We start from the raw sequence: 19,784 nt of genomic DNA, 5'->3' as shown, positions 1-19,784 counted from the left end.
TTAGAATGTGAAATTAAATGTGAAAAACTACCAGACTCACAACAGTTACGTGTGATTTTGGTACAAGCACTGCCATAGCCGGCAACGGCCACCAACATTTCAGGGATTCGAACGATTTTATGCTGAGTTACCGCCATGCCTTCCACGCTGGCAATCACGCTGATGTGCTCAAGCACATGGTGACGATCCAGTTGATGCGTTATCTCGGCCAGAAAGACACTCCCTACATGGTGGTCGACACCCATGCCGGCGGAGGCGTCTATGCGCTGGACGGGAACTACGCCAGCAAGAACGCTGAATACGAAACCGGCATCGGCCCGCTGTGGGATCGCACCGATCTGCCCGAAGCCGTTGCCGAGTACGTGCAACTGGTGAAAGACCTCAATCCCAGCGGCAAGATGCGTTATTACCCGGGCTCGCCGTATTGTGCCAACCAGGTCATGCGGGAGCAGGATCGTCTGCGCCTGTTCGAGCTGCATACGACCGAAAGCAAGATCCTGGCCGACAATTTCCGCAAACTTGATGCGCACGCTGCAGAGCAGGGCAAGCGCCCGACTTCGCGCGGCAAGCGCGTGATGATCGAGCGCGGTGACGGTTTCCTCGCCCTCAAGGCCTTGCTGCCGCCGCCGTCGCGGCGCGCGCTGGTCCTCATCGATCCGCCTTACGAAGACAAGCGCGACTACCAGAAGGTCAAGGAAGCCCTTCAGGATGCGCTGGTGCGCTTCCCGACCGGCACCTATGCGGTCTGGTATCCTGTGCTGCAGCGGATTGAATCCAAACAGTTTTCCGACCGTCTCAAGCGCCTTGGCGCCAAGAGCTGGATCAACGTCACGCTGTCGATCAGCTCGCCGTCGCCGGATGGTTTCGGCCTGCACACCAGCGGCATGTTCGTGTTGAATCCGCCGTGGACGCTATTGGCGACGCTGAAAGAAGTCATGCCGTACCTGGTGAAGGTGCTGGGTCGCGACAGCGGCGCCGGTTTCCTGCTGGAATCGGGAGAGGCTTGAATGTATCGTACTGACGAGGCTTGCGCCGGCAGTTTTTGCCGCCGTCTCATCCGTGAAATGTTTTCTGGTATCGGCAATGCATCAGGGCATACAATAGAAGGTCATGCCAAAGATTCCATGTCTGCCAAAAGTGCCGGGGTTATTCAAAACAAGAAATCATGACCGAACCGTCTCCTGATCACGACGCCGCTGCCCCGGCGCCCCCAGCGCATCACGCCCATGATTTTTTCCTGGCTCGACAGCCGATCCTCAACCGCGAGCAGGAGCTGATCGGTTACGAGCTGCTGTTCCGCAACGCCGCGTTCGGTCCGGCCAACGTCAACGACGACGTTTCGGCCACTGCCTCGGTCATTGCGCACGCGTCGGAACTCGGTCTCAACAATGTCATCGGCAGCCTGCACGGCTTCATCAACGTCGACGCTACCGTGCTGATGAGCGACTTCATCAATTTCCTGCCGGCCGACAAGGTCGTGCTGGAAATCCTTGAAACCGTCAAGGTCACTCCTGAACTGGTCAAGCGCGTCAACGAACTGGTGCGCGCCGGCTATGTGTTCGCTCTGGACGACGTCATCACCGAGTCGGAAGATATCGCCCAGCTCCTGCCGCTGGTCAAGATCATCAAGATTGACGTGATGGAAGTGGACGCCAGCAAGCTGCTCAAGCTGAGCGTGCATTTCAAGCGCGCACAGAAGATGCTGCTGGCCGAAAAGGTCGAGACGGTCGAACAATTCCGCGATTGCGTGACTTTCGGTTTCGACTACTTCCAGGGCTATTACTTCGCCAAGCCCGTGATCCTGCAGGGCAAGAAACTGGAAGCGTCCAAGATCGTCATCATGCACATTCTGACGCTGCTGGTGCGCAACGTCGACAACGGCGAGATCGTGCGCTACATCAAGCGCGACGTGGCGCTGAGCCTGACGCTGCTGCGCCTGGTGAATACGCCCGTGTACGGTTTCATGAAGCACATCGATTCGCTCGGCCAGGCGCTGATCGTGCTGGGTCGTCGCCAGCTCAAGCGCTGGATGCAGATCCTGCTGTTCGCCAATACCGAGAAGGACAAGGCGCACACGCTGTCGCCGTTGCTGATCTTGGCGGCAACGCGCGGCAAGATGCTGGAGCTGATCACCGAAAGAATCCGTCCCGGTCGTCGCAAGATGTCCGAGATCGCCTTCACCGTCGGCATCATGTCGCTGGTGGACGCCTTGTTCGGCATGCCGATGGAAGCCATCCTCACGCAGATCACGGTGAGTGCAGAAATCCGCGATGCGCTGCTGTTCCGCACCGGCTTCTACGGTGAGATCCTGCAATTGGCAGAAGCTACCGAGAAAGCCGACAAGACGCCGGAGCAGATGAAGGAGTTGCTCGACGGACTGCAACTGAGCGCCGAAGATTTCTACGAACTGGAAACCCAGGCGTTCGAATGGGGCAACAACATTTCCACCAACATGGGACACGCGCCCGAGAAGAAAGTCGAAGCGGAAGCCGGTGCCGGCGACGTTGCCGAGCAGGACAGCTGATCAGTTGAGCATTTGATTCAAAGCGCCGCCGACGCCATGTCGGCGGTTTCATTTTCACTTTCTGCGGTTATCGCTCGCAGTTATCGCTCGCAGTTATCGTTTATTCCCGATCACGCCGCCTAGCGGCGTATTTTTTTATCATCCGCGCCAGGCGGTTGCCCTGGCCGCGGCGGCCATTACGACCGCCCCAACGCTCCTTGACCGATGCCCACCAGCGCCGCCGCGCCGCCTTGAAAACAGCGAGGCCGGCTTCGACCTGCTGCCACGCCTGCGTCGCACGCAGTTGCGCAATCATGCGGTCCTTGAAGCGCAACACGATGTCGCGGTAGCGGGCGAACCAGGGTAGCGACAGCAAGGCTTGTTGCGTCAGCGTGTACAGGCGCGCCACCAATGCAGTGCCGAGCACCTTGGCGCTGACGATGATGACCAGGCCCAATGTCGGATGGCCGTGGGCGATCGACATCAGGGCCAGGATTTTGACGGGGAGCAACAGCAGGCTAGGCAGTACAAAGATGGTCAACGCCACGTAGGGAGGAACGCCCGCTATCCAGGCTTCCAGGCGCGCCACGAAAGGGATCAGCGGCAGGCGGGCGAACAGGCGTTTGCTGGCGTTCCAGAGCCATTCTTCCAGCAACAACAGCAGCGCCGCCGTGTAGACGAAGGGCGCCAGCAGGTATTTTCTGATCTTGTGCGACAAGGAAGTCCTCAAGGATGCGCGAAGGCCGCTGCAGGCATATGTTGGGCGGGCGCGCCAAAAACAAGCCGGACTTGCTTCAGGGAATCTCCTGGCCGCATCGCGCGGGTCAGCGTACCTGACGCTGCTTGATCAGGCTGAGCCAGCGATCACCCCATTTTTCATCGCTCATGCAGGAGGCGTAGCCGGTCACGGTGCGCGCAGCGCGTTCCAGCAACTGGATATCGGCTTCGTGCTGGCGCGCGACGTGCGGATCTTCCAGAAACAGCACGCGGCGACATTCATGTTCGAGGATCAGCTCGGCGATCTGGGCGTCCCCGCCCAGCGGGCCGCTCAGGAAAGGCTTGACCCAGTTACGGCCGGCCTCTCCCTTGATCTTGACCGCGAGTTCGTTGAGCAGGCCGCCGGTGGTGCCGGTGGCGCAGCGGAAGCCGAAACTGTCGAGCACCTCGAAATGGCGTTCGGCCAGCGCCAGCATGCGTGTTTTCATCGAATCATGGGCGATCAGGGCGATGCCTTCGTCGGCCAGCCTGAATGAGCCGTCAAGCGCCGGATCGGGCGCCGCGCCGCCGGCGATCGCTTCCAGCTCGAACCATTCCTGCGCACCGGCCAGCGTCGACAGGAAGGGCTTGCCATGGATCACGCACTGGCGCTTGAGCGCCACCGCTTCAGGGAAGGTCGAGGATGGATCGACCGGATCGATCAGGTAAATGATGGCGTCCAGCGTGCGCGCCGGATCACTGTCGACCACGCGCGACACCAGCTTCATCAGGCCGCCCTGGCGCCCGTAAGGAAAGCGCTCGATGTGCGGATAGCCCGGCAGCAGGCCGAGTTGGCCGATCGCATCAAGGGTGCGGCCGACCACCACCAGTTCCGGCTGCAGCGCTTCGATGCGCGCGCGCGAACCCTGGAGCAGTTGCACCAGTGCGGAGTTGGGGGCGTCCTGATGGGCGCGGTTGGCGGCCAGGCCGATACGGTAGCGAGTCGTGGAAGAGGTCATGAAAAAGGCGGAAGAAGTCTATGCGGGAAGCTCTGTTTTAGCGCGCTCGCAGTGCAATTGCGCGCTCGGGAACTTTAACATACCGCTACAATGATGGACAGGCTGAAAGGCCGCACCACCACGTGGAGTATGCAAGCGAGAACATGAATAAAGCATTCGTAAAAGAATCCGACGGCGACGATGACGACGAACTGGCGTTGCCGGCCATTCCCGCGGGCACCAAGAATTACATGACGCCGGCGGGGCACAAGCGCATCAAGGACGAGCTGCTGCACCTGATCGACGTCGACCGTCCGGAAGTGGTGCGCATCGTGCATTGGGCAGCCTCGAACGGCGACCGTTCGGAAAACGGCGACTACATCTACGGCAAGCGCCGCCTGCGCGAGATTGATCGCCGCATCCGGTTCCTGACCAAGCGCCTCGACATCGCCGAAGTGGTCGATCCGACCATTCACCATGGCAACGACCAGATCTTTTTCGGCGCCACCGTCACCTATGAGAACCAGGACGGCATCGAACATACCGTAACCATCGTCGGCATCGACGAACTCGATCCGCTCAACGGCAAGATCAGCTGGATCTCGCCGGTGGCGCGCACCTTGACCAAGGCGCGCGAAGGTGACGAAGTCACGCTGCAGACGCCGGCCGGCGTGGAGCAACTGACCATCCTCGAAGTCAGCTATCCGGCGCGCCAGGATTGAGTTTTCCCGGGCCGGCCGTGCAGCAGGCCTGGCATCAGTGTGCGCGTGGAACGGATTCTGCTTCACGGTCTTACAGCGCGACGCCATTCCGATTTGCTGATTTCTCCGATGAATTTTCCGATTAAGCCAAAGGCCTGTCCATGTCCATCGTTTACGCCAGCCTGAATCATCCGCAGCGCGTAGCCCTCGCCGCAGAAGTACATTCGCGGCCGTTCCTGCACCTGACCGCGCCGGAGAGCCTGACGCATCTCGCGGTGTACCTGCGCAACCCGGGCGAGGCCGACGCCAACCACCACGTCGCTTTCCAGCACGCCTTGCTGTCGGACTTGTGCCTGCATTTCGGCGTGACAGCGCCGGGGATGGACGCCAAGCATTTCTTCCACGACTTCGGCCGTTTCCGCCTCAAGTGGGAGTGCCATACCGAATTCGCCAGCTATACCTTCGCGCAAAGCCATGACGCCACGCTGACGACTGACGAAGCCTTCGCCGCCGCGCCGCTCAGGCACGTGCCGCAGCAGTGGCTGCTGGCGTTGCAGGGCAAGATCATGGTCGCCGCCCATGTGGTGCTGGAACGCGCACCCGCACATGACGCCGCCGCCGGCATGGCGCGCCTGTTCGAAGGCAAGCTGCTGTCTTCCAGCAGGGTATTGCAGGGTGGAGAGATCTGGACCGATTTCGTGATTCAGGCCGACGGCTTCAGCCGCTTCGTGGTGCGCGACATCGATCTGCGCGACCTGCAGGGCGGACGCCTGGTGCAGCGCATCCTGGAAATCGAAACTTACCGCATGATGGCCTTGCTGGGCTTGCCGCATGCGCTGCAGGCCGGCCCGGTGCTCAACGCCATCGAAAGCGACCTGGCGACACTGACGGGGGCGATGGTCGATGCCGAACATGGCGGCGGCAACACCAGCGCAGGGCATGCCGAGGATGAACGGATCCTGCGCAAGATCACCGGACTGGCGGCGCGCATCGAAAAGATGTCGCTGGAAAACAGCTACCGCTTTTCGGCATCGCAGGCTTACTTCCGCTTGGTCAAGGCGCGCATTGAAGAGCTGCGCGAAACGCGCGTGGAAGGCGTGCCCACCATCGGCGAATTCATGGAGCGTCGTCTCGCCCCGGCCATGGATACCTGCACGTCGGTGGCGCATCGTCAGAAAGCCTTGGCCGAACGGATCGCGCACACCAACGATCTGCTGCGCACACGCATCGGCATCGTACAAGAGCAGCAGAACCGCCAGATCCTTGAATCGATGAATGCCCGGGCGGCGCAGCAGTTGCGCTTGCAGCAGGCGGTCGAGGGTTTGTCGGTGGCGGCGATTTCCTACTATATGGTGGGATTGTTCGGTTATATCGGCAAGGCGCTCAAGGCGGCCGGCGTGCCGATCAACCCGGACGTCGCCACAGGACTGATGGTGCCGGTGTTTGCGGCGGGCGTGTGGTTCGGCTTGCGGCGCTTGCACAAGAGTGTGCACGTGTCCTGAGCCGGGTGATGCAGATGGCGGAGACGTAAAAAAGCCGGATCTGATGATCCGGCTTTTTTGTCTTTGGAAATCCGATCAGACGAGGGTGCTGATCTTTTCCTGCGCCTGCGATACGGTTTGCTTGGCTTTTTCTTCGCCCATCGACACGCCTTCGGCGATGATCAGTTCCACATCGCTGATGCCCAGGAAACCCAGCACACTGCGGATGTAGGTACCGTTGAAATCCAGCGGTTGCGCCGGACCTTCGGAGTAGACGCCGCCGCTGCTCAGGATCACGATGGCGCGCTTGCCTTTCAGCAGGCCGGTCGGACCATTGGCGCCGTACGAGAAGGTGCGGCCGACGCGGCTGATATGGTCAACCCATGCCTTGAACGCAGATGGCGGCGCGAAGTTGTACATCGGCACGCCGATGACCAGGGTGTCGGCGGCGACCAGTTCGTCCACCAGCTTGTCGGATTCGGCGATGATGGCTTGCTGTTCCGCGCTGCGTTGGTCGGCAGGGGTGAAATACGCGCCGATCATGGCCTCGGTAATGTGCGGCAGGATGTGGCTTGCCAGGTCGCGCTGGACGACTGTGCCGCCGGCGTTCTTGGCTTGCCATTGTTCGACATAGGCAGCGCTCAGCTGGCGGGTGAGGGAGCCGGTATAGCGGGCGCTGGAGTCGATGTGCAGAAGGGTGCTCATGTTGTTTCCTTGGAAAGTTGCCTTGGGTTATCAGGTCGCATTGAATGGCGATGAGAGGAATATAGAGGCTTTCCAATAACTTCAATAGATGGGAGAATCTGCTTTCACCAGTCCATTTTTAGGATGAATGCCATGTTGGACCTGAACGATATCTCCGTCTTCGTCGAAGTCGTGCGCGCCGGCAGCTTTGCCGCTGCCGGCCGCCGCCTCGGCATGCCCTCCAACACCATCAGCCGGCGTCTGCAATTGCTGGAAGAGAGCCTGGGCGTGCGCCTGCTGCAACGCTCCACGCGGCAACTGAACATGACGGCGGCGGGGCGTGAATTCTTCGATCGCTGCGCCCCCGGTATCGAAGACATCCAGCACGCCGGCGCCAGCCTGTCGGAAGGCAACCGCGAACCGGGCGGCGTCTTGCGCGTGGCCGCGCCGGCGGACTTTTTCGACAACTTCGCCATGGAATGGATGGCGGAATTCATGCAGCGTTATCCACGTGTGCAACTGGAGTTCCTGCTCAGCGACGATCGCGTCGACCTGATCGCCGAGGGCGTCGACCTGGCCTTCCGCGCGGGGCAGTTGCCCGATTCCAGCCTGGTGGCGCGCAAACTCGGCGCCAGCCATCGCGGCCTGCTGGCCAGCCCTTCGTATCTGGCCAGGCGTGGTGCACCGGAGTCGTTGGAAGCGTTGGCCGGGCACGACTGCCTGGCCGCGTCGAATACGCCGCAAGCGGCGCTATGGAAGCTGGAAGGACCCAATGGCGCGGAAAGCATCCGCGTGGCACCGCGCCTGTGCATTAACACGGCACAGGGCTTGCTGCGTGCGGCGCGCGCCGGGCTGGGCATTGCGTTGTTGCCGGTGATGGTGGCGGCGGAAGACTTGCGGCGCGGCACGCTGGTGAGCATCTTGCCGCAATATCAGCGCGACATCAGCGGCATGTATGCGGTGTATCCGAACCGACGCCAGTTGTCGTTGGCAGTCAGCGCGCTGATCGAATTTGTCGCGGAGAAAGTCAAGCACGGCGCATGCAACAGCGGCGGGGGGATGGAGTTTGCCGTGCCGGAAGCGCAAGCGGAAGCCGCTTAACGCTCAGGCAGAGAAGGTTTTCTACAAGGTCGGCTAGCTGCGCTCACGCAGGATGCGGGCGACGCTGTCGATGCTGCGGATGCCGCGCATGGTGCGGGCAAGGTGGACCCGGTCTTCGACCTGGATAGTGAAGCGCAGATGCTTCATCGACGGATCACCGTCATCGTCCATGCTGACCGAGACGATATGCGCGTCGGCTTCGCCGATTTCGGCGGCGATGCGCGCCAGCGTGCCTTTCTGGTTATGCGCCAGGATGGTGATGCGGCACTCGAAGCGACGGTTGAGCTCGCCGGCCCAGGTGACTTCGATCCAACGATCCGGTTCTTTCTCGCGATGCCGCTTGGCGGTCTCGCAGTCGTCGACGTGGACGATCAGCGCCTGGTCGTGTTTCAGATGACCGATCAGTTTGTCGCCTGGGATCGGCAGGCAGCAGGCCGCCAGCTGCACCGTCGAGCCTTCGTTGCCGGTGATGATCACCGGGTCCGGCTTGCTCGGCAACATGTGGCCTTCGACGTCGAGCTGCGGCACGGCGGCGCCGTTTTCGGTCATGCCCATGATGTGGCGCGCCACCAGCGGCGCCATGCGCGTGCCGATGCCGATGTCGGCGTACAGCTCTTCCATGGTCTTGGCGCTGGACTCGTTGAGCAGACGCTCGATAATCACAGTCGGCAGATCCGGATCAAGTCCCAGCGTATTGAGCGCATTGGTCAGCAGGCGTTTGCCCAGCGCCTGCGATTCGACCAGGTTGACGGTGCGCAGGCGATGGCGGATCGCCGAACGCGCTTTGCCGGTGCGCACGTAACCGAGCCAGTTCGGGCTCGGGCGCGACGACGGCGAAGTGATGATTTCGACGATGTCGCCGTTGTGCAGTTCGGTGCGCAGCGGCGCCGGTTCGTGATTGATCACGACCGACGTGGTCTGGTCGCCGATGTCGGTATGGATGTTGTAGGCAAAGTCGAGCGCCGTGGCGCCGCGCGGCAGGGCGATGATCTTTGACTTCGGCGTGAAGACATAGACCGAGTCCGGGAACAGATCGACCTTGACGTGTTCGAGGAACTCGGCCGAGTCGCCGGTCTGTTTCTGGATGTCCAGCAGCGATTGCAGCCAGGCGTGGGTACGTTGCTGGAGGTCGGTCAGGCTGCCTTCGTCGTCCTTGTACAGCCAGTGTGCGGCAACGCCCGATTCAGCCACGCGATGCATGTCCTGCGTACGGATCTGAAACTCCACAGGCGTGCCGTAGGGGCCGATCAGCGTGGTGTGCAGCGACTGGTAACCGTTCAGCTTGGGAATCGCAATGTAGTCCTTGAACTTGCCCGGCATTGGCTTGAACAGCGAATGCAGCGTGCCCAGCGCGACGTAGCAATTGGCGAAGCTGTCCACCACCACGCGGAAGCCATAGACGTCCAGCACTTGCGAAAACGTCAGGTGCTTGTTGCGCATCTTGCGGTAGATGCCGTACAGGGTCTTTTCGCGGCCGTCGACCTGGGCCGGGATGCCGGCGGCGATCAGCGTGCTGGTGACGGACTCGAGGATCTTGGTGACCACTTCGCGGCGATTGCCGCGTGCAGCCTTGACCGCCTTCGACAGTGTCTTGTGGCGCAGCGGGTAGAGATGCGAGAACGACAGTTCCTGCAGCTCGCGGTAAATGTTGTTGAGGCCGAGACGGTGCGCAATCGGCACATAGACTTCCATCGTCTCGCGGGCGATGCGGCGTTTTTTCTCGGGAATCATCGCGCCGAGCGTGCGCATGTTGTGCAGGCGATCGGCCAGTTTGATCAGGATCACGCGCACGTCGCGGGCCATCGCCAGCAGCATCTTGCGGAAATTCTCCGCCTGCGCCTCGATCTGGCTCTGGAATTCGATCTTGTCGAGCTTGGACAAACCGTCGACCAGCGAGGCCACGGGCGCACCGAAGCGCTCGATCAGTTCTTCCTTGCGCACGCCCTGGTCTTCCATCACGTCGTGCAGCAGCGCCGCCATCATGGCTTGCGCGTCGAGCTTCCACTCGGCGCAGATTTCGGCGACTGCGAGCGGATGCGAGATGTAGGGTTCGCCCGACTTGCGCATCTGGCCCAGGTGCGCCTCATCCGAGAAGCGATAGGCTTCCTTGACCTTCTTCAGTTCGGAAGGCGTGAGGTATTCCTCGAGCTTGTGCGTCAGATGGGTAAACGTCGCCACGCCGCTGTGCAAAGCGGGAGCAGGGGGTGTTGCGGAAGGGTTTTGGGAATTCTGTTTTGACGCCGAGCGTCCGGAAGACGCTCGGGTAGTACCGCTGCTGCCAGTCGTACTAGTTGCTGATAACGGAGAACCGAGGGTTGAATCTGGGGGAATCAGGCTCATACGTTGGCGTTATGGGCAGCATGGACGAGAGTGAAACTCAGGCAGGCACTTTTTTCAGCATCTCGATGCCGACCTTGCCGGCTGCGATTTCACGCAGGGCTGTCACGGTTGGCTTGTCCTTGGCGTCCACTTTCGGGGTGTGGCCTTGCAGCAGTTGGCGTGCGCGATATGTCGCAGCCAGGGTCAGCTGGAAGCGGTTAGGGATTTGCTTGAGGCAATCTTCGATGGTGATACGGGCCATAAAAACTCCTGATTTCGTGTTGCTTGGTGATTCTGAATGATTCTGCGGATTCCGGTTCAACCGGATTCCATATCGGATCTGGTCGGAGTCGTGCGCCTTGGGGGCGTTTTACTCGTTGCCTCAGGTAATGGCATGAATGCCAAGCTGGGTGAACAGGAAGGTGTTGCGCGCAGCCTGTTGCGGGAAACGGCAACGCGCTGCTTTCACAATTGCCGTCAATTCCGACAAAGCGACTGCAAACTCTTGATTAATAATAACATATTCGAACTCCGGCGAGTGAGCGATTTCGCCGCCGGCGGCCAGGATGCGGCGCGTGATGACGTGCGGTTCGTCCTGTCCGCGCTTTTTCAGGCGCTCTTCCAGCGCCGCGATCGATGGCGGCAGGATGAAAATACCGATGGCGTTCGAGAACTGCTTCTTGACCTGCTGCGCGCCTTGCCAGTCGATTTCCAGGAGCACATCGGTGCCGTTGGAGATCTGATCGGCGATCATCAGGCGCGACGTGCCGTAGTAATTGCCGTGCACTTCAGCCCATTCCAGGAATTCACCTTCGGCCTGACGCTTGAGAAAATCATCCGCGGTCGTGAAGTAATATTCGCGGCCGTGTTCCTCGCCCGGACGCGGCGGTCGCGTGGTGTAGGAAATCGACAGCTTGATTTCGGGCTCTTGCTTCAACAGGGCGTTGACCAGCGTCGATTTGCCGGCGCCGGACGGCGCCACGACCATGAACAGGCTGCCGGAGGTTGGATTCTTGTTTGGCATGGAATGCTCTCTCGTATCTGAATGTCTGGATCGGTTATTCGAGGTTCTGGACTTGTTCGCGCATCTGGTCGATCAGCAGCTTCAACTCCATCGACGCATCGGCGAGTTCTTTCATGGCGGCCTTGGAGCCGACCGTATTGGCTTCGCGATTGAGCTCCTGCATCATGAAATCCAGGCGCTTGCCGACCTGGCCGCCTTTTTTCAGGATGTGGCGGGTCTCGGCCAGATGCGCCGACAGGCGCGCCAGTTCTTCGGCGATGTCGATACGGATACCGTACAGTGTGACTTCCTGGCGGATGCGCTCCAGCACTTCTTCGCGCGGCAGCGACGCTGCCGTGCCGTCTTTGCCCGCCAGTCCCAATGCTTCCTGCATGCGCTCGGTGGCCTTTTGCTGGAATTGCGCCACCAGTTGCGGCACCAGCGGCGTGATGCGCGCGACGATCGCTTCCATGGCGTCGATGCGGGTTTCGAGCACGGCCTGCAGCGCTGCGCCTTCGCGCGCGCGGCTGTCGAGGAAGGCGGTCAGGGTTTGCTGCAGCGTCGCCAGCACGTCTGCTTGCAGGGTGTCCTGGCCGATTTCGGCTTCTTCGATCACGCCGGGCCAGCGCAGCAGTTCGGCCACGCTCAGCGGCGGGGCGTCGATGAATTGCGCGCGCACCTGGCTTTGCAATTCCGCGATCGTCGCCAGCAGTGCCTGGTTGAGTGCCTGGCTGGCGCCTTCGGCGGTCTTGCGGCCGAAGCTCAGGCGGCATTCGACCTTGCCGCGCACCAGCTTGCTGATGATGGCTTCGCGCATGGCGGGTTCGACCGCGCGCAGGTCGTCGTTGACGCGGAATTGCAGGTCGAGGAAGCGCGAATTGACGCTCTTGAGTTCAACGGTGATGGCGCCGGCGGCGGTGTCGCGTTTGGTGACGGCGTAGCCGGTCATGCTGTAAATGGTCAATCGATTCTCCGGATGGCGGGCCGCGCAGCTTGTGGCCGGCGACCGGGAAGGTGTGCAGGGAAGGGCCGGTGACGGCGTGCTTCCTTTACAAACCGGCAGTTTATCAAGACAATGCCGGTAAAAATTCAAGCGCACTCACCTCAATGAGGCGTGATTGTATTTGGGTTTGGATAGCGCATTGTAAAAAGTTTGCTTGCCGCGCGCCATCAAAACCTGTTCTCCGGTTCAGCCCGGCCAACATGACGCCAGGGCGTCCGCCACCGATTCCATAGGAAAACCATGACCGCATTCCAACGTCCCAGCGGACGCGCCACCGCAGATTTGCGCACCGTACGCCTGACGCGCCATTACACCAAACATGCCGAAGGCTCCGTGCTGGTCGAGTTCGGCGACACCCGCGTGCTGTGCACCGCCAGCATCGAAGAAAAGGTGCCCGGTTTCCTCAAGGGTAAAGGGCGGGGCTGGATGACCGCCGAATACGGCATGCTGCCGCGCTCGACGCACACGCGCATGGATCGCGAAGCCGCCAAGGGCAAGCAGTCCGGCCGTACACAAGAGATCCAGCGCCTGATCGGCCGCGCCTTGCGCGCTGCGTTCGACCTGGAAGCCTTCGGTGAGCGCACGCTGCACCTCGATTGCGACGTCCTGCAAGCCGACGGCGGCACCCGTACTGCCGCCATTACCGGCGCCATGGTCGCTGCGTACGACGCGTTCTCGGTCCTGCAAGGTCGCGGCTTGATCACCGCCATCCCGCTCAAGCATTTCGTCGCGGCGATTTCGGTCGGCGTTTATCGCGGCGTTCCGGTGCTGGACCTCGACTACGTCGAAGACTCCGATTGCGACACCGACATGAACGTCGTCATGACTGATGCCGGCCATTTCGTCGAAGTGCAGGGCACCGCTGAAGGCGCCGCCTTCGACCGCGCCACGCTCAACAGCTTGCTCGACATCGCCGACAAGGGCATCAAGGAGCTGCTTGCCTTGCAGAAAGAAACTTTGGGCCTGGCCAAGTAATCGACGCACACTCGTCTTGCGAAAAAGGACGTCGGGCCAGCAGTCGCACCCGAATCCTTTTACAATCCCGAAATGCCATGTCCGCACTGCGGGCGTGGCGTTTTTACTTGATCTCTTGTTATTTTAGTTATCCATCCGTCATGACCCAAAAAATCGTCCTCGCCTCCAATAACCCCGGAAAACTCCGCGAATTCGGCGCCTTGCTCGGCGAAATCGGCCTGGACGTGCGTCCCCAAGGCGAGTTCGATGTGCCCGAAGCGGAAGAACCCTTCGCCACCTTCGTTGAAAACGCGTTGACCAAAGCGCGTCACGCCTCGCGCCTCACCGGCCTGCCGGCGCTGGCGGACGATTCCGGCGTCTGCGTCAACGCCCTGGGTGGCGCGCCCGGGGTCTGGTCGGCACGCTATGCCGGCGAGCCGAAATCGGACGTCGCCAACAACGCCAAGTTGATCGCCGACCTGGCCGGTCATGATGACAAGTCGGCCTATTACTATTGCGTACTGGTCTACGTGCGTCACGCCGACGATCCGCAACCGGTCATCGCCGACGGCTCCTGGCATGGCGAAATTGTCGAGGAAGCGCGCGGCGCGGGCGGCTTCGGCTATGACCCGTATTTCTGGTTGCCGGCGCTGAACCGCACTGCAGCCGAACTGAGCGCTGCCGAAAAGAACGCCCACTCGCACCGCGGCCAGGCCTTGCGCGCGCTGGTCGAGAAGCTGCGATGATCATTCCGATCAAGCCGGTTGGCGTCAACCTGTCGTCGCTGCCCACCCAGTCCGGATCACAGGACGGCCCGGCGCAGGCCGCACTGGCCTTCCTCAAGCCGGGCAGCCTGCAGCTGTCGGCCTTGCCGCCGCTGTCGCTGTACGTGCATTTTCCTTGGTGCGTGAAGAAATGCCCCTACTGCGATTTCAATTCGCACGAAGTGAAGGGCAGCTTTCCGGAAGACATTTATCTGGATGCCTTGCGCGCTGACCTGGAGTCGGCGTTGCCGCTGATCTGGGGCCGCAAGATCTATTCCGTCTTCATCGGTGGCGGTACGCCCAGTCTGTTGTCGGCGGCCGGGCTCGACCGCCTGCTGTCGGACATCCGGACCTTGTTGCCGCTGGATATCGACATCGAAATCACGATGGAAGCCAATCCTGGCACCTTTGAAGCCGAGAAATTCAAGTCCTATCGCGCCAGCGGCATCAATCGCCTGTCGATCGGCATCCAGAGCTTCAACTCGGCGCACCTGACCGCGCTTGGCCGGATCCATGACGGCGACCAGGCGCGCAAGGCGGTCGAGATCGCCCACGCCAATTTTGACAATTTCAACCTCGACCTGATGTACGCCTTGCCGTCGCAGAGTGTGGAAGAAGCGCGCCGCGACATCCAGACCGCCATCGCCTGCGCGCCGCCGCACCTGTCGCTGTATCACCTGACGCTGGAGCCGAACACGCTGTTCGCCAAATACCCGCCGCAGGTGCCGGACGACGACACCAGCGCCGATATGCAGGACATGATCACCGAACTGACCGGCGCCGCCGGCTATCAGCACTACGAAGTGTCGGCCTACGCCCAGCCGAAGCGCCAGGCGCGCCACAACCTCAATTACTGGCAGTTCGGCGACTATCTCGGCGTCGGTGCCGGGGCGCATTCCAAGCTGTCCTTCCCGCACCGCATCGTGCGTCAGGCGCGCCACAAACATCCCCAGACCTACATGGAAAAGATGCGCAGCGGCAACGCCATCCAGGAAGAAGGCGAGATCGGCCGCGACGCATTGGGCTTCGAGTTCATGCTCAACGCCCTGCGCCTGGAAGACGGTTTTCCGGTCAACCTGTTCAACGAGCGCACTGGCATGAGCATCAACGCCATCGACGCCGCGCTCAATGACGCAGAGAAAAAAGGCCTGCTGTATCGGGACCACGCCATCATCCGCCCAACCGAGCTGGGACGCCGCTTCCTGAACGACCTGCAGGAAATGTTCCTGATTGAATGAACATTTAGGCAAGTGCGGTTTTCTCAGGTATATTTAGTGAATATTTGGATTTAGATAAGAATTCTTTTTGGAAACTTACTTATTTATTTTTCATAACTAATTAGAAATATTGCGGTCGCTCGCCGCAATTCCACACAAAATGGCTGTCCAGGATAAAAGCATTCCTTTTCCTTTAGTTTTTCTACAGCCTGTTGCAGACGTCCATTACTTGTGGACGGCGCTCTCGTTGCATGTATCGCCGTTCGATGAGAACGGTTGCGACCTGTTTTCCCGGCTTTTCAACGAATTCGGTCTGGGCGATGCGCTCGGACGGCTTTCCTGCATCCTCACGGTGCCCAATCCCGACAAGTTCGCCGGCGAATTCGGCGCGCCGCCCAAGGACACCCAACTGATTCTGCGGGTGCCGGTTGAGTATTGTGCCGATCCGGCGCGGCAACCGTTGCTGGAACGCCTCACGAAGATGGGCTACGGTCTGATCGCCGACGGCATTCCGCCGCGCACCGCCTTGTTCCCGGATTTCATTGAATCGTTGTCGCTCGATTGCAGCGCCGGCATTCCGGCCGATGCAAGTCCCTGGCTGACGCGCATGCGCGGTCCGCACCTGGCGGAAAACGTCCCCGACCCGGTCAACTTCGACGCTTGCCGCGCCGAAGGCTTCCGCTGGTTCAGCGGCGAATACCCCTTGTTGCCATCGTCGAACGTCGCGCAGAAGGATGCGATTTCACGCGGCCGCCTGGTCAAGCTGCTGGAACTGGTCTCGCACGACGCCGACGCGCATGCGCTGGAAGGACTGCTGAAGCAGGATCCTGCCTTGTCGTACCAATTGTTCAAACTGGTCAGTTCGGCGGCGTTCGGCTTCTCGGCGCACATCACCAACTTCACCCAGGCCATCAACCTGCTGGGCCGGCGCCAGCTGCAACGCTGGCTGCAACTGCTGCTGTATGCGCGCTTTCCCGGCGACGAGTCGGCCAATCCGCTGCTGCCGCGCGCCGCCGCACGCGCCGCCATGATGGAAGCGATGTGCCACCAGATCGACGGCGATCGCGACGAGCAGGACCGTGCCTTCATCGTCGGCATGTTCTCGCTGCTGGACGTATTGCTGACCATGCCGCTGCGACTCATCATCGAGCCGCTCAAACTGCCTCAGGACATCGTCGACGCGCTGATGCAGCGCCGTGGCCGCCTCGGTCGTCTGCTGGACGTGGTGGAACGCGCCGAATACGGCCGCATTCCGCTGCGCCACACCGATCTGGCTGCGGCCGGCGTTACACCCGAAGGCTATTGCCGCGCGCTGATCCAGGCCTATCGCTGGGCCTCCAAAGTCAGTCACGAGGCCTGACACGATGATCGCCACCCTCAGCAGCAACGATCTGGCCTGCTGCTCGGCACTGCTTGACGCAGTGCTGGGTCTCGAAGGCATCGCGCTGCACGAGGCGTTAAGCAACATCGTATCGAGTTTTCTCGGCCGCCCGGGCGGCCGTTATTTTTCCGATGTCGCCAATGCGCTCGACACGCAGCAATTGCTGCAATCGGTGGTGCATGAGGGCGTGGGCTACGGTCATTACCTCTTCCCCGATCCGGCCGAGAATTACACGGAAGCCGAAGCCGGGCGCCTGACTTCATTCGCCGCATTGACCGGCCGTCTGCTGCAAAACCGCGCCGACACCGAAAAGCGCAGCCGCGCGCTGGACCAGATCGAATCCAAGCTCGAGCAGCAGGCGCAGATTCTCAACCAGATGCACGAGTCGGTCATCACGATGGACCAGGCCGGCTTCATCACCAGCTGGAACCGTGGCGCCGAACAGTTGTTCGGCTATACCGCGATCGAAGCGATCGGCCGTAACGTGCTGTTCCTGTACGAGAACGAAGACGAAGACGATACTTCGCTCAATGACGTGTTCTTGGCGCAGGGTGGACGCGAGATGGAAGTGCGTCGCCGCAAGAAGTCGGGCGAAGCGTTCTGGGCCAGTCTGTCGCTGTCGGTCATGCGCGACCAGCACGGCCAGCCGATCGGCATGATCGGTTATATCAACGACATCACCGAACGCAAGAACGCCGAAAAACTGATTCACCATCTGGCCTATTACGATTCGCTGACCGGCCTGCCCAACCGCACGCTGCTCACGCGCACAGTCGACCAGGCGCTGTTGGCCGCGCAGCAGGACAGTATTTACGGCTGCATCATGTTCATCGACCTGAATCGCTTCAAGCCGATCAACGACACGCTCGGCCATGTCGCCGGCGACATGCTGCTGGTCGAAGTCGCGATCCGCCTGCGCAAGGCATTGCGCGATGAAGACGTGGTGGCGCGCCTGGGCGCGGATGAATTCGCGATTGCACTGTTCGACATCGACAAGGATTACCACGCCGGCTTCGTCGCACAAAAGCTGATCGCGCTGTTCGACGAGCCGTTCTTCATCGACGGCCACGAACTGCGCGTCGGTGCCAGCATCGGCATCAGCATGTATCCGCAAGACGCCACCGACACTGAAACCCTGCTGCGCCTGGCCGACATCGCCATGTACCGCGCCAAGCAGGGCGGCGAAAACAACGAGGGCGGCTACGCCTACTACAGCGAAGAGATGAACCGCAACACGTTGGACTTGCTGCGCATCGAAACCGGTTTGCTGCACGCCTTCGAATACAACGAATTGCTGCTGTACTACCAGCCCAAGATCGACTTTGCGCAAGGCCACATCACCGGCGCCGAAGCGCTGGTGCGCTGGCAGCATCCGGAGCGCGGCTTGCTGGCGCCGGGCGATTTCATCCCGATCGCAGAAGAGACCGGCCTGATCGTCCAACTCAGCGACTGGGTGCTGGAAGCCGCCTGCAAGCAGGCGCGCCAATGGAAAGAATCCGGGCTGGAGCCGATCCGCATCGCCATCAACGTGACGGCGCGCGAATTCACGCGCTCGCTGCCGGACCGCGTCAGGGCGGCGTTGAGCCGGCATCAGTTGACCGGTGAATGGCTGGAGCTGGAAATCACCGAAAGCATGCTGATGCACAGCACCGATCGCGTGATTTCGATCATGGAAAAAATCTGCCTGCTCGGCGTGACGATTTCGCTCGACGATTTCGGCACCGGCTATTCGAGCCTTTCCTACCTCAAGCGATTTCCGATCAACACGCTCAAGATCGACCGTTCATTCACCACCGGCATTCCCGACGACACCAACGATTGCGCCATCGCCAGCGCCATCATCGGCATCGCCAAGCAACTGCGCCACAAGGTCATCGCCGAAGGCGTGGAAAACATGGCGCAGTTCAACTTCCTCAAGGAAGCCGGTTGCAACGAATTGCAAGGCTACCTGTTCTCGCGTCCGGTCCCGGCCGCGGATTTCCATCTGATGCTGACCGAAGGCCGCAAGTTCTCCGCCGCCTTGTAAAGCAGCACATCCCTCGCAGTAAAACTCTTCAGTCTCAATCTTTCAGGTAGTGCGGAAAGCGCTCGCGGATATCGTCCAGATGCGACAGCGTGTTGGACAAGTGCGTGCGCAAGGCGTCCTGCGCCGCGACCGGATCACCTGCCGCGATGGCATCGACGATGGCGACATGATCGCGCAGCACCGCGCGTGCCTTGCCGGGGATCGGCACGTGCAGCGCACGCAGCCGGTCGAGGTGGCCGCTGTGACGGCGCACCATGGCCCATAGGTCGGGGATGTTGGCGGCTTCGTACATCTGACGGTGGAAGGCCTGGTCGGCTTCGACAAACTCGCTGTAATCCTCGCTGTCGGCCAGCATTTTTTGTTTGGCGATGCTGGCTTGCAGACGCACGATCAGGGCCGGATTGGGGGAGGCCGCCAGCGTATGGACGATCTCCAGTTCAATCGAGCGGCGCAGGAAATGCGCCTGACGCGCCATCGCAATATCCACCGCGCGCACGACCGTCGCATGCTGCGGAAAAATATCCACCAGGCCTTCTTCACCCAGTTTCATCAACGCATCGCGGATCGGCGTCTGGCTAAGGCCGAACTGCAAAGCCAGCTCGGCGCGGGAGAGCACGGTGCCGGGCGTGAGCTGCATCGTGATGATGGCTTCGCGCAGCCGCTCGAATACCTGCGGCGCCGCATGGCGCGAGCGGTCGAGCTGATGTTGCTGCAGGGGTGAAGGGCTGTTCATGGCAATCGGAATCCGCGACGTCAAAAGACAATAAATCGAAAGAAAGCGGAGCGGTGCGTATGTTGCTCAAAGCAGCGGATATCCGAACCGTTCGCGACAAGAGCTCAAAAGATAGGGCACGTTAGCCCCGCAATCCACTTTGTTATCAGCATGATAAAGCAATTAAGCTGCATTGACACACTAATATATTAGTGTTTTAATGTTTTAACAAAAGAGCAAA

General features: G+C 60.8%; 19 protein-coding genes. 11 read left to right on the top strand and 8 right to left on the bottom strand.

From position 1 onward, the window contains the following. Positions 1-119: 119 nt before the first annotated feature. The 3 genes from ACIROY_RS04640 to ACIROY_RS04630 are packed head-to-tail and all read left to right on the top strand — an operon-like array spanning position 120 to position 2,524. The gene (locus tag ACIROY_RS04640; RefSeq protein WP_402340029.1) at positions 120-1,007 is read left to right on the top strand and encodes a 23S rRNA (adenine(2030)-N(6))-methyltransferase RlmJ; all 888 of its coding nucleotides are present in this window, start codon (positions 120-122) and stop codon (positions 1,005-1,007) included. Further along, a complete protein-coding gene (locus ACIROY_RS04635) occupies positions 1,008-1,169 on the top strand; it encodes a hypothetical protein (protein WP_402340026.1) in 162 nt (53 codons plus the stop codon). Continuing rightward, positions 1,166-2,524 carry an EAL and HDOD domain-containing protein gene (locus tag ACIROY_RS04630; RefSeq protein WP_402270658.1) on the top strand — a complete coding sequence of 453 codons (1,359 nt, stop codon included), beginning with the start codon at positions 1,166-1,168 and terminating at the stop codon, positions 2,522-2,524. Before ACIROY_RS04635 ends, ACIROY_RS04630 begins: the two co-directional genes overlap by 4 nt. A gap of 100 nt (positions 2,525-2,624) precedes the next feature. Here the strand turns inward: ACIROY_RS04630 and ACIROY_RS04625 are convergent, their stop codons facing one another. Together ACIROY_RS04625 and ACIROY_RS04620 are read right to left on the bottom strand one after the other, a co-directional pair. Continuing rightward, on the bottom strand, positions 2,625-3,221 hold the full coding sequence (locus tag ACIROY_RS04625; RefSeq protein ID WP_402270661.1) for a hypothetical protein: 597 nt from the start codon (positions 3,219-3,221) through the stop codon (positions 2,625-2,627). A gap of 106 nt (positions 3,222-3,327) precedes the next feature. Next, on the bottom strand, positions 3,328-4,218 hold the full coding sequence (locus ACIROY_RS04620) for a methylglyoxal synthase (RefSeq protein WP_402270663.1): 891 nt from the start codon (positions 4,216-4,218) through the stop codon (positions 3,328-3,330). 143 nt (positions 4,219-4,361) lie between these two features. Between ACIROY_RS04620 and greB the strand changes: the two genes are divergently transcribed. Together greB and ACIROY_RS04610 are read left to right on the top strand one after the other, a co-directional pair. Next, entirely contained in the window at positions 4,362-4,919 is a 558-nt protein-coding gene (gene greB / locus ACIROY_RS04615) for a transcription elongation factor GreB (RefSeq protein ID WP_402270665.1), read from the top strand. Positions 4,920-5,059: 140 nt separating this feature from the next. After that, positions 5,060-6,400: a DUF3422 family protein gene (locus tag ACIROY_RS04610; RefSeq protein WP_402340023.1), complete on the top strand. Its 1,341-nt coding sequence runs from the start codon at positions 5,060-5,062 to the stop codon at positions 6,398-6,400. 75 nt (positions 6,401-6,475) lie between these two features. Here ACIROY_RS04610 and ACIROY_RS04605 read toward each other — a convergent pair whose 3' ends face one another. Further along, entirely contained in the window at positions 6,476-7,084 is a 609-nt protein-coding gene (locus tag ACIROY_RS04605; protein ID WP_402340020.1) for an FMN-dependent NADH-azoreductase, read from the bottom strand. A 132-nt stretch (positions 7,085-7,216) separates the two neighbouring features. On the opposite strand from ACIROY_RS04605, the gene ACIROY_RS04600 reads away from it, so the two are divergent. Beyond that, entirely contained in the window at positions 7,217-8,164 is a 948-nt protein-coding gene (locus ACIROY_RS04600) for a LysR family transcriptional regulator (RefSeq protein WP_116433900.1), read from the top strand. Between the two features lie 33 nt (positions 8,165-8,197). On the opposite strand, the gene ACIROY_RS04595 is transcribed toward ACIROY_RS04600, so the two are convergent. The 4 genes from ACIROY_RS04595 to ACIROY_RS04580 form a co-directional block, all read right to left on the bottom strand. Beyond that, positions 8,198-10,504 carry a RelA/SpoT family protein gene (locus ACIROY_RS04595; protein WP_402270675.1) on the bottom strand — a complete coding sequence of 769 codons (2,307 nt, stop codon included), beginning with the start codon at positions 10,502-10,504 and terminating at the stop codon, positions 8,198-8,200. 37 nt (positions 10,505-10,541) lie between these two features. After that, a complete protein-coding gene (rpoZ, locus tag ACIROY_RS04590; RefSeq protein ID WP_007881846.1) occupies positions 10,542-10,745 on the bottom strand; it encodes a DNA-directed RNA polymerase subunit omega in 204 nt (67 codons plus the stop codon). Between the two features lie 120 nt (positions 10,746-10,865). Beyond that, positions 10,866-11,507 carry a guanylate kinase gene (gmk, locus tag ACIROY_RS04585; RefSeq protein ID WP_265213242.1) on the bottom strand — a complete coding sequence of 214 codons (642 nt, stop codon included), beginning with the start codon at positions 11,505-11,507 and terminating at the stop codon, positions 10,866-10,868. 34 nt (positions 11,508-11,541) lie between these two features. Beyond that, on the bottom strand, positions 11,542-12,450 hold the full coding sequence (locus ACIROY_RS04580) for a YicC/YloC family endoribonuclease (RefSeq protein ID WP_402270677.1): 909 nt from the start codon (positions 12,448-12,450) through the stop codon (positions 11,542-11,544). 279 nt (positions 12,451-12,729) lie between these two features. Here ACIROY_RS04580 and rph point away from each other — a divergent pair, with 279 nt between their 5' ends. The 5 genes from rph (at position 12,730) to ACIROY_RS04555 (ending at position 18,831) form a co-directional block, all read left to right on the top strand. Beyond that, positions 12,730-13,464 (top strand): ribonuclease PH, encoded by a 735-nt coding sequence (rph, locus tag ACIROY_RS04575; RefSeq protein WP_402270679.1) that lies wholly within the window; start codon positions 12,730-12,732, stop codon positions 13,462-13,464. Positions 13,465-13,604: 140 nt separating this feature from the next. Beyond that, on the top strand, positions 13,605-14,189 hold the full coding sequence (gene rdgB / locus ACIROY_RS04570; RefSeq protein WP_402270682.1) for an RdgB/HAM1 family non-canonical purine NTP pyrophosphatase: 585 nt from the start codon (positions 13,605-13,607) through the stop codon (positions 14,187-14,189). Beyond that, entirely contained in the window at positions 14,189-15,445 is a 1,257-nt protein-coding gene (gene hemW, locus ACIROY_RS04565; RefSeq protein ID WP_402340166.1) for a radical SAM family heme chaperone HemW, read from the top strand. The genes rdgB and hemW overlap by 1 nt, the downstream gene beginning before the upstream one ends. 139 nt (positions 15,446-15,584) lie before the next feature. After that, positions 15,585-16,784, top strand: a complete 1,200-nt coding sequence (locus ACIROY_RS04560) for an HDOD domain-containing protein (protein ID WP_402270685.1) — start codon at positions 15,585-15,587, stop codon at positions 16,782-16,784. A gap of 4 nt (positions 16,785-16,788) precedes the next feature. Then, on the top strand, positions 16,789-18,831 hold the full coding sequence (locus ACIROY_RS04555) for a putative bifunctional diguanylate cyclase/phosphodiesterase (protein WP_402340017.1): 2,043 nt from the start codon (positions 16,789-16,791) through the stop codon (positions 18,829-18,831). Between the two features lie 34 nt (positions 18,832-18,865). Here the strand turns inward: ACIROY_RS04555 and ACIROY_RS04550 are convergent, their stop codons facing one another. Beyond that, complete coding sequence (locus ACIROY_RS04550; protein WP_402340014.1) at positions 18,866-19,564, bottom strand: GntR family transcriptional regulator; 699 nt, start codon at positions 19,562-19,564, stop codon at positions 18,866-18,868. Positions 19,565-19,784 lie beyond the last annotated feature (220 nt).

This window comes from Herbaspirillum sp. NPDC101396, from assembly GCF_044767365.1.
Classification (GTDB): domain Bacteria; phylum Pseudomonadota; class Gammaproteobacteria; order Burkholderiales; family Burkholderiaceae_D; genus Herbaspirillum.
This window is presented reverse-complemented; position numbering and strand designations above follow the sequence as displayed.